This window comes from Microcystis sp. M169S2, from assembly GCF_020245865.1.
Taxonomy (GTDB): Bacteria; Cyanobacteriota; Cyanobacteriia; order Cyanobacteriales; family Microcystaceae; genus Microcystis; species Microcystis ichthyoblabe_A.
Window position 1 is genome coordinate 1 of the sequence record NZ_JADBUB010000177.1, and the last position, 10,529, is coordinate 10,529.

Genomic DNA, 10,529 nt, shown 5'->3' on the forward strand with positions numbered 1-10,529 from the left:
AACAGTGGAAGGAATTAACAATAAACTGAAGCTGATAAAAAGGAGAGGCTATGGATTTAGAAACTTTAAAAACTTTAGTCTTAGATGTTTATTAAATTGGCATTTTGCTAGTTGATTTTACATGGTAAGTTCGGAAGAACCGAAAATTATCTGTATATAGCGGTTCTCGCATCTGTGCGGCACACTTAAACCTTTGCTGATTAAACTGTTCAGGATCGGGAATGTACCTCTTGTGAATCAGAAACGCTATATTTAATTACTTAATCAGAAGCATTTGCCTCTGAAATAGCAGTTTTTAAATAGGAACCCACCTCATTAATTGCTACTTCTGACGCTTTTTTACTGGCTCTTTCAACTAATTCCACCTTACCCGATTTGAGAGATTTACCCGTGACAATGCGATAGGGAATCCCAATTAAATCCGCATCTTTGAACTTAACACCTGCACGTTCATCTCGGTCATCTAAAAGGGTTTCAATGCCCGCTTGATTTAACTCATTGTATAAACTTTCGGCGGTTTTTACCTGCTCGGCATCGGCTAAATTAGGAATAACCACAATCGCTTGATAGGGGGCAATAGCTACCGGCCAAATAATGCCATCTTTATCGTAGGATTGTTCTACGGCTGCCTGGGCTAAACGCGATACTCCAATCCCATAACAGCCCATACAAATGGGGGTAGATTCTCCCGCTTCATTAGTATAAAAAGCATTCATAGCTTGAGAATATTTATAGCCCAATTGGAAGATATGACCGACTTCAATTCCTCTGGCACTTTGCAAGGTTTGATTAGGATCATGAATAGCTCGATCCCCTACCCGGGCTTTGCGTAGATCGACGATTAATTCCGGTAAGATGAAATCTTTACCCCAATTGGCCCCCACTACATGAAACCCGGTTTCATTAGCACCGGTGATAAAGTTTTCTAAGTCTGTCACCGTGTTGTCTGCTATGCGTAAAAACTTAGGAGCTATATCGCTGGCTTTTTTGAGTAAATTATCTTCTAAGTCGGGAGCAATATAACCTAAAGGTAAAGGTTTAGTTGCCCATTTCTGTTGAGCGGCAGCATCGGGTATTTTTAAAGCCAAAATTGTTTTAGCATTGTAACGGCCTGCCTGTCTAACTAATTCATTTTGTAGTTTAACTTCGTTAACTTCTTGATCGCCGCGAATATGCAGTAAAACTAAAACAGTTATGCCGCTATCATAAACCACTTCGTAGAGAACATTTTTGACGATAGCCGTGGCAGAACAATCGAGAAATTGAGCTAAACTTTCGATCGTGTTGGTGTTAGGAGTTTCTTTTTTAGCCAACTTTTTAAAGGGAGAAACCACTTTATCTGCTGGCAAAGAAACGGCTTTTTCCACATTAGCCGCATACTTTTCATCGGCAGTAAATAAAACCTCATCTTCTCCGGCATCAGCTAAGACCATAAATTCTTGGGATGCGGAACCGCCAATCGCTCCAGAATCGGCTTCTACTGCCCGAAAAGCTAACCCACAACGGCGGAAAATATTGCGGTAAGCTATATCCATCGCTTGATAGGTTTTCTTTAAACATTCCTCGTCGAGATTGAAAGAATAGGCATCTTTCATAATAAATTCTCGTCCCCGCATTAAACCAAAACGAGGGCGAATTTCATCGCGAAATTTAGTTTGAATCTGATATAAATTAACTGGTAATTGTCGATAGGAACGAATTAAATCACGAGCGACGGCAGTAATTACTTCTTCGTGAGTCGGTCCTAATCCTAACTCCCGGTTTTGCCTGTCCGTCAGGGCAAACATAATCCCTTCTGCTTTTGTGTAGGTGTCCCAACGGCCTGATTCTTGCCAGAGTTCCGCTGGTTGCAGTTGGGGAAGTAAACATTCTTGGGCGCCGGCTTTATTCATTTCTTCCCGGACTATCTGGGAGACTTTCTGCAAAACCCGCCACATCAGGGGTAAATAGGCGTAAATGCCGCTGCCAATGCGACGAATGTAACCGGCACGGACTAAGCATTTATGACTGGGGATTTCCGCCTCGGACGGATCTTCCCGGAGAGTGACAAAAAGCTGTTGAGAGAGTCGCATCCTATCGATATCCTTTTGAACAGAAGACTTTCTATTATCTCATCAAAGGAGAGCGACTGCAATTATCAATTACTTGTGTTGACAAACAATAACAGCGACCAGTTTACCGATTCTCAGGTATTTCCCCTCATAACTTGAGACTGGTTGGAGAAGCATTGAACCTTAGTTGCAATTGCCTAACTCCCTTGTTCTCTACTCTAGGAAATATGAGCGTTCAGGTCGGTCGCTGTTATCGTCGTTATCGAGACAGAATGTAACTTTAACAGGGTTTACTCCTTTGTGAACTTGACCTTTATAACCTTGCCAGTCGATCTGTCAGGGAAGCTTTTTTCTTTAGCTTCAATTATTAATATAACATCGGATCGGGGCTAGAAGTCTTTCTCTTAATCAAAGTTTACATTACTGGGATCAAGGAAAAGCTTAGATGTTTTGACGCTTGACCGATGATAATTAACCTCAGTTCGGTATCAGAAAAGGAGGGGGGGGAACCTGAAAGAATACAAACGATTCAGCACCCCCGTTCTACTTTAGCCGAGTTCCGCCCTCTCGAACCGGTCATCGAGTTTTTGGCAGTGGCTTCGACATCGCAGTCAACTGATGATGCGGGGTCAGACTGAAGGCGATGTTAGTCCAAAATTATTTATTTTGAATTACCATTGTTGCACAAGTAATTATATTTTCTAGATTGTTATACTCGACTCTTTGTTTTTCAATATAATTATCAAATAAATATTTTTTGTCTGGATATTGTACCGCTAATTCTTGGCATCTTTGCTTAAGATAATTAAACTGCATTTCATACTCATCATTTTGATTTATTTCAGTTTCTGTATATTCTTTTATTAATTTCATGCCAGCTTTTTCTATCTGGTTTAACAGCATACTTTTTTTGATTATAAAGTCATGCTTATAGGGTTGATCATCTTCAAAATATCCATCGTCTAAAATAATTAGACCATCTTTTGTCAGATTTTTTTTTAAGATAGTCATAGTTTGAAAATAATTTCCAAATACAGGACTGATCGAGCCGAGAATAATCAGATTGAATTGGTTTAATGTATTGATTATTTCTCGTGCGTCTCCTGAAATAAATTTACACCTTGAAGTAATTGCTTCTTCTCTAGCTTTTTTATTATAGCGGTAAGCACTTGAGTGAGATACAAACCAAGCTTTGCCTAGCATGGTTTATAGCTCGTGACACTGTACCTCATACGACTGCACACCGCTATAGCGATTTCAATAAATTCTGGTATTGCATCGATTCCAAGACAGTAGCAATCCAGTTCAATTGACAATTTTATCGAGACTGCACCCTTGCCGCAGCCTAGATCCAGTACATTTAATTCAGAATAATTATTTGTATGTGCTTTGACAATTTTAAGAATAGAATTTGCAGAAGAGCCTATTTCCCAGAAGTCCTGTAAAATATATGGAAGAAAAGGTAAGATTGACTTATCTTGGCAATCCATAGCCTGTGCAATAGTTTCTTCTAAGGTCTTCATTCTCTCTAAAAATTTCTGGACTAACCATCAATTATATCGCTCCCTGCGGTTCCACACCCTCCTCTATCCCACTTCCATCAGTTAAACACCCCCTCAATTTGGGCATAATTACCGCATTTCTACAGCCAAAAGACTATTGGTCTGTCAATCTTGAAATTGTGGATAGGGGAATCGGGCCAAATTATTCGCCCCCAATCCCTCAAAATCATCTTAACAGACCCATAGAATCGCCCTTAATTTTTGTCAATTGTCGGCCCCTAACTATATTCCTCCCCGACACTGAGATTAAAGAGCATTTGCAGGGATTGTAAACAGCGCTTACGCGCTTCGATATCCTGTTGGGCCCGCAGTTGTACCATGGGTTCGTGAAGGATTTTATTGACGATACCGCGGGTCATTGCTTCGATAACTTCTTGGTGTTTTTCGGCGAATTCCGTCCCCAGACGGGAGAGGGCCTTTTCTAATTCCTGTTCGCGAATATCTTCAATTTTGCTTCTTAAACAGCTAATTGTCGGTACAGTGTCCAAAGAACGCCACCAAAGCTCGAAAGCTTCCACTTCCTGCTCTAGGAGTGCCTCTGCTTCCCTGGCCATCTGACGGCGACTTTCCTGATTGGCGGCAACCACCGCTTTAAGATCATCGACGTTAAAAGCTTGCACTTGTGCCAATTCCTTCACGTCGGTGTGAACGTTGCGGGGAACAGAAATATCGATTAACATCAGCGATTTAGCAGTAATCGTCACTTCTGTCAATAAATTTTTAGTTAAAATTGGTTCCGTGGCTCCGGTACTGGTAAAGACGATATCCGATGCCGCTACCGTAGCCATCATCTCTTCTAAGCCATATAGTTGCAGCGGTAGGTGAGGAAATTCACGGGCCAACTCCTCGGCCCGTCTTTGGGAGCGATTGACGATCGCAATTTGCTGAGAACCCTTAGCCAGAAGGTGAGTAACTAATAATCGGGACATTTTCCCTGCCCCGATAATAGCGATTTTCTGGCTGCTGAGGTCTGCCACCTTAGCATGGGCTAACTCCACCGCCGCCGAACTGATCGATACGGCTCCCGTGCCGATGCTGGTTTCCGTGCGGACGCGTTTACCGGCAGTCATCGCTTGTTTAAACAGGCGATCGAGTAATTGGCTAATAGTATTGTACTTTTGAGCTAATTTATGGGTATTTTTAACTTGAGCGAGAATTTGCCCTTCACCGAGGACAAGACTTTCTAAACCGGCCGACACCCGGAGCAGATGACGCACAGCATCCTGATGCAGTAGGGTAAACAGATAACGACGCAGGACATTAAGGGGAATATGTCCGATTTCAGCGAGAAACTGGGTAATTTCCACCACGCCCTTTTCCGTATCCGTAACCACGGCGTAGATTTCCAAACGGTTACAGGTACTGATAATCGCCACCTCTTGGATGTGGGGATAACCCTTGAGGTGGGTAAGAGCGGACTCGATTTTCGCTTCCGGGATACTCAATTTTTCACGAATTTCCACAGGGGCTGTCTTGTGACTCAAGCCCACTACAGCAATATTCATTTATGTTCTCCTACAAATGTTGCTCAGGCTACAAAAATTATTGATAAAGATCAGTGCGTTATGTCTCTAATTGTTGCAATTTAGTCCCAATCGGGATGCAAATAAAAGATGTTTGAAAAAAAACTTTATATATTTTTACCAATGGGGGCGAGGTGAGCCATGCCCACCCCACCGCGTCAGAGAATTATCTCAGTTGAATGTATTTGGGTTGGTCGAACAGGTGAACGGTATCGACAAAGCGAGCGGTTTTCGATTGGGTGGAGATAACCAAGCTTTGGGTACGAGCGCCACCATGGAAGAAGCGGACCCCTTCCATCAGGGTGCCGGGGGTGATACCACAGGCGGCAAAGAGGACGGTTTCGCCACTGGCTAATTCTTCGCAACCGTAAACGCGATCGGGATTAGTGATGCCCATTTCTTGCAGACGAGCGAGATTACCCTCGCGGCTTTCGCCGATTAAACCGGTTTTGACCACTTCCGGATCATAGATTAATTGTCCCTGGAAGTGACCGCCTAGACAACGCATAGCCGCCGCCGAGATTACTCCTTCTGGAGCGGCACCGATACCCATGAGAGCATGAATATTAGTTCCCGAAAAAGCGCAGGAAATAGCGGCCGATACGTCACCATCGCTGATCAGACGAACTCTGGCCCCGGCGTTGCGGATTTCTTGGATTAATTCCTTGTGACGGGGACGATCCATAACCACTACCACCAGTTCTTCGATCGAACGATTGAGACAATCGGAAAGAACTTTCAGGTTTTCCGTCGCCGATTTATTAATATCCACATGACCTTTAGCTGCTGGGGGAGCGGCTAATTTTTTCATATAAAAGTCAGGAGCGGCGAATAACCCACCTTTTTCGGAGATCGCTAACACGGCCATGGAACCATTTTGACCGTAGGCAACCAAGTTAGTGCCTTCGCAGGGATCGACGGCGATATCGATTTCGACTAATTCGTCGGGATTACAATATTGTTTGGCATCAACTTGGGTACAGATACCCACTTCTTCGCCAATATAGAGCATGGGAGCCTCGTCTCTTTCCCCTTCTCCAATAACGATGCGACCGCGCATATGGATTTTATTCATCCGTTCGCGCATCGCTTCCACAGCGACGTGATCGGCGATATTTTTTTCGCCTTTACCCATCCACTTCGAGGAGGCAATGGCAGCCTGTTCGACCACTTCGATAATTTCTAACCCTAGCGTACTTTCCACTCGATGATCCTCCCTACAGCTGATCTATGATTTATCTAGTGAGTTTGTTTCCTTAACAGTCAAAAGTCTATCACCAGACGGGGATCATTCTTAAGTTTTTATGCAGATCATCTGGAGGAGACCGGTATAGCTAGGGAGTTTTTGCCAGCACTGTCGCCTCCATCTCAGTTATGGAGAGCTTGTTCGCTGATGGCGGCTGGCGATCGCAGAAAGGTATGTTCTTCCCCCTGTTGTGAATGCTAGACAAGGGCAGCTTTGTCGATACTAAACATCTGGTCAGGTTTTGCCGAGCAAAATTATCCACCCTATTCCGTTAATCCTTCAGTGTGTTTAACCGATGCTAGAATGCACCAAGAGACTCGGTTATTCTAGACAAGCTAAAACCCACTTTTCTTGGCAATTGAGTTAAAACGTCATCGGGTAAGGTTTTAAACTGTTGCCTGATCTCAACAAGCAATTTAAATGCGCGGGCAGCTTAACTGCCATAAATCGGTTTGTTAACGAAGCCAATAAACTATAGCGGTAATAATACTCAGAATTACCACGGTCTTACGCAGATAACTAGGAGAGATAATTCTAGCTAGTTTTCCCCCCAATAAACCCCCAATTAAAGAGCCAATTGCTACCACTATCGCTGCCGACCAATATACGTGATTAGAAAAGAGAAAAAACCAAGATGCTGCCACATTAACCACCAAAGAAAGCAACTGTTTTAAAGCATTTAATCTCGTGAGATTATCCTTGAGAAATAAGCCCAAAATTGCCAACTTAATCACCCCTAAACCCGCTCCAAAATAACCACCATAAATTGAAGCGAGAGCGATGGGTAAAACCGCCAAAATTTCTGGTATATGACCATTTTCGTCCCCCTGTCGCCGCTGCAACCAAGAGCGTAAAGTATCTTGAAAAGCCAATAAAGCCGCCGCTAAAAGAATCAAAAAAGGAATCAGGCGCTCAAATACTTTATCACTACTATTTAACAGCAAAATACCACCGATAATGCCGCCAATAACTGCCGATGGTAGTAATAACCAAATCCGTTTTTGTTGCCCGTGCAGGTCTTTTTTTTGGGCGAGGGTTGCCCCCAGATAACCGGGGCATAAAGCGACGGTATTAGTCACATTTGCCATTACCGGTGGGATACCCACCGCCATCAGCGTTGGAAAAGTAATCAGACTACCGCCACCGGCAAGAGCATTAATTAAGCCTGCAGCCACGGCAGCGATTGCTAGGAAGCCATACTGAGTAGGCGTGAGCATTTAGGCGTTAGGGATAGTAATTAGGGCTAAATCAATTTTTTCCTCGTCAACTTGCTTAATTTCGGCTCTAATTCCTGGTCCAAAGTATCTTTCGATTTTTTCTTGTTTTGCCAGCCACTTTTCTAGGGGTAAAAGGGGCGATTCAAATTCTAGGGTGAGACAATAGGCGGAATCAACAGCAGTTTCACGAATTGCCACTAAAGTCGGTCTTTCCTCGTCCGTGGGGCTTAATCCCAGCTTTTCTAGGGCTTCATCCAGATGCACTTCCTGTCCGTAGCGATAGCGGGTGACATCGTTGCGAAGTTTGGTTTGGGTGACAGTAGCCTGTTGTTGGCGCAATTGCAAGATTTCGGGGCTAGTGGGTTGACTGAAGGGTATCGGTTTGATTTCTGAAGCTTTTAGGGCTAAACCTCCCAATAATAACGGTAATCCGTAGAAAAAGCCCGCTAAATTGACCGTGGCGTTACCTTGGGCATAACCGATAATGCCGATAACCGTTAAAATACTGCCTAAAATTAAGCCAAAGTATGATAGTCTAATTTTTCTGAGCATGAAATAATTTTTTTCTTGAGTACGCTAATCCTTTAGAGATTATACAACTCAAGAGAATCTTTTTTGCAGAGGGGCAGTGGGGAGATTTTTCAGTTATTAGCTACTGAAGGCAATTAGTGTCTATTGCCGATGTACTCGCAATTTCTCAATTAATTGAGATAATTTCTGGTCAGAAGCGGCAGTAATAAAGTCTAATTTAAACTTTTGTCCCTGACTGAGATATTCTGCGTAACTAGACAGAAGAAAAGGACGAAACTTGTCATTATCAGCAATATAAACTTCAAAAAAAGAGACCAATAAAGCCCCCGCATAATCCTCGATTAAATTTTGATTGGGTAAAGTGATATCGACCACAGACTCTAGGGTTTTTTGCATTCCTGCATCCAATTCCGTAAAATTTACATGAGCTTGTCCCTCCACCATGGCCAGATATTTATCTGGCGTTTTTAACCAAGTAAAAGGAATGGCCTGTTCAAAAATCGGATTAGCTGCCGGGTCATAACTTCCAGAACCTAAGAGGACAGGAATCGAGATTTTACTTAAACCTTTTTCCCCAAAAATACTGCGGTTAACGGGATTAGCTGCAAAGACAGCCGCGACTCGTTCATCACGAAAATTATAGACCTGTCTAGGCAATTCTAGGGCGCGACATTCCAGTAAAATAGCGATATTAATCCCGGAGTAAGGAAGATTACAATCTTGGGCGAGATTATCAAAATCAATTTGTGCGCCGGCAACAGCTAGAGATGTATAACCGCCAAAGGAATGACCCGCTACTCCCACATTAGTGAGGTCAAGTTTACCTTGAAATTGACTATCATTACGTCTTGCTAATTCATCAATGAGAAAGCTAATATCTTTGGGTCGGTTAATAAATTCATCTCGATCAAAAATATTGCGATAATACCCCCCTAACATTCCTTGCAGGTACTGGGTATCACTGCCAGGGTGTTGCGGTGCCGCTACTAAAAATCCATAGGAAGCTAGATGTTCAATTGCTTGGGCATAATCTTCCGGTCGCGAGGCTAATCCGTGGGAAAAAATAATTACAGGTGTTTTGCCTTCTCGGAAAGTTTGCGGGATATAAACATCCACATATAAACTGCGATTGCGACTGCTATCGGTTAGGTTCCAAACTTCTTTTTTTACCTGAAAGCTACCGCGCTGACGCAGATCGGGTAAACTGGTATAATTAATCGGTGGTTTAACGGCAGCGGCTTCCTCGGCTGTCCAGAGGCGCATATCTTTAATAAATATTTCCGCCACATAAACTGCATAATCGATGGTTTTAGCTAATCCGAGGATTTCTTCCCCCTGTAACTGGATATTATTGGGGAATTTTTTCAGCACATTTAAAAGGGTTAATCCCCCCGGCTCAAAAGCGGCACTAACAATCGCACCCCGCAGGGCATATTTACCATTAATTCCCCCTTCAATGGTGATGCCTTTGCCCAAACGAGAGAGCATATCAGCACCCATCACACTATTAAAAAAACGAGATAGTAAAATAGGATCGATGTCAATCTTTGTTAATAAAGCCTCACGAAACTTCTCTCTTGCTTCGGGAGTTGTTCTGGCAAGAAATCTTTTTAAATTAGCATCAATTTTGCCTTCCTTAGCAAAGGTTTCTAGGGATGCTACCGATACAGAAAAAACGAGGGGAGTATAGACAAATTCAATTTCTTCGGCGGCTTTTAGGGGTAAGGCGGTCATAGTGACGGCGAAAAGACCTAGTATAAAAGCTCGCAGGCGACGGGTGGGATTATTTCTAGGAAAACGATTTTGTAAACTGGTGATAATCATGGAATTTTTAGTTAGAGTAGATGACAGCAATTAAAGGAAAAAAAGTCGCACGACTATTGATGTCTAAGTTCAACAAACATCGATAAAGTGTCAAGGAAAGTAGAACCAAAAGGCATGAGCAAAACCTCGATAGATTAACTTGGGCGATTTTGATTCTAGGTTATTGAGTATTTTCTGAACATATTAGCTAGTATGGATTTTATATTAAAAAATTTTTTTTGTCAAGACACTGGTTATTAATAAAAAAAAATATAGCGGTTCTCGCATCTGTGCGGCACACTTAAACCTTTGCTGACTAAGCTTTTCAGGATCAGGAATGTACCTCTTGTGAATCAGAAACGCTATAAATACATAAATTTAATAAGTGAAAGTCATATGTTTGGAGATGAAAATAATCAGATAAGGTTTTTGAACAAGATAAGTACCTAAGCAAAACTGAGAGGGGGACAAGCGAGCTAGAAGGTAGATAGGGCAAGCGATATCGCTCTTTGTCCTTTGATGTAATCCTTCAACCGATAGCGGCTAATTTGCATTAGCTCTTCTATATTTTTTTGGAACATTTGATGTAGCTGGAG

General features: G+C 42.7%; 9 protein-coding genes. 1 reads left to right on the plus strand and 8 read right to left on the minus strand.

Features of this window, described 5'->3' with window-relative positions; all coding sequences use genetic code 11:
* On the plus strand, positions 1-115 hold a 115-nt coding region (locus tag IM485_RS17185), incomplete at its 5' end, for a transposase (protein ID WP_287744582.1).
* Between the two features lie 145 nt (positions 116-260).
* Here the strand turns inward: IM485_RS17185 and IM485_RS17190 are convergent.
* From IM485_RS17190 to IM485_RS17225, 8 genes are all read right to left on the minus strand, one after another.
* A complete protein-coding gene (locus IM485_RS17190; protein ID WP_287744571.1) occupies positions 261-2,072 on the minus strand; it encodes a proline--tRNA ligase in 1,812 nt (603 codons plus the stop codon).
* Positions 2,073-2,708: 636 nt separating this feature from the next.
* Entirely contained in the window at positions 2,709-3,254 is a 546-nt protein-coding gene (locus IM485_RS17195; RefSeq protein ID WP_287744574.1) for a hypothetical protein, read from the minus strand.
* Positions 3,248-3,574, minus strand: a complete 327-nt coding sequence (locus tag IM485_RS17200) for a class I SAM-dependent methyltransferase (protein WP_287744576.1) — start codon at positions 3,572-3,574, stop codon at positions 3,248-3,250. The genes IM485_RS17195 and IM485_RS17200 overlap by 7 nt, the downstream gene beginning before the upstream one ends.
* A 257-nt stretch (positions 3,575-3,831) precedes the next feature.
* Complete coding sequence (locus tag IM485_RS17205; RefSeq protein ID WP_287744579.1) at positions 3,832-5,118, minus strand: glutamyl-tRNA reductase; 1,287 nt, start codon at positions 5,116-5,118, stop codon at positions 3,832-3,834.
* A 184-nt stretch (positions 5,119-5,302) separates the two neighbouring features.
* Positions 5,303-6,340, minus strand: coding sequence for a class II fructose-bisphosphatase (gene glpX / locus IM485_RS17210; RefSeq protein ID WP_002756310.1), 1,038 nt, complete (start codon positions 6,338-6,340; stop codon positions 5,303-5,305).
* A 497-nt stretch (positions 6,341-6,837) separates the two neighbouring features.
* Positions 6,838-7,599: a sulfite exporter TauE/SafE family protein gene (locus IM485_RS17215; protein ID WP_104398169.1), complete on the minus strand. Its 762-nt coding sequence runs from the start codon at positions 7,597-7,599 to the stop codon at positions 6,838-6,840.
* Positions 7,600-8,151, minus strand: coding sequence for a DUF2854 domain-containing protein (locus IM485_RS17220; protein ID WP_004162761.1), 552 nt, complete (start codon positions 8,149-8,151; stop codon positions 7,600-7,602).
* Between the two features lie 120 nt (positions 8,152-8,271).
* On the minus strand, positions 8,272-9,954 hold the full coding sequence (locus IM485_RS17225) for an alpha/beta hydrolase (protein ID WP_104398170.1): 1,683 nt from the start codon (positions 9,952-9,954) through the stop codon (positions 8,272-8,274).
* Positions 9,955-10,529: the final 575 nt, after the last annotated feature.

Coding starts and splice junctions, on each gene's coding strand:
- IM485_RS17190 (WP_287744571.1), bottom strand. CDS start 2,072: ATGCGACTCTCTCAACAGCTTTTTGTCACTCTCCGGGAAGATCCGTCC.
- IM485_RS17195 (WP_287744574.1), bottom strand. CDS start 3,254: ATGCTAGGCAAAGCTTGGTTTGTATCTCACTCAAGTGCTTACCGCTAT.
- IM485_RS17200 (WP_287744576.1), bottom strand. CDS start 3,574: ATGAAGACCTTAGAAGAAACTATTGCACAGGCTATGGATTGCCAAGAT.
- IM485_RS17205 (WP_287744579.1), bottom strand. CDS start 5,118: ATGAATATTGCTGTAGTGGGCTTGAGTCACAAGACAGCCCCTGTGGAA.
- IM485_RS17215 (WP_104398169.1), bottom strand. CDS start 7,599: ATGCTCACGCCTACTCAGTATGGCTTCCTAGCAATCGCTGCCGTGGCT.
- IM485_RS17220 (WP_004162761.1), bottom strand. CDS start 8,151: ATGCTCAGAAAAATTAGACTATCATACTTTGGCTTAATTTTAGGCAGT.
- IM485_RS17225 (WP_104398170.1), bottom strand. CDS start 9,954: ATGATTATCACCAGTTTACAAAATCGTTTTCCTAGAAATAATCCCACC.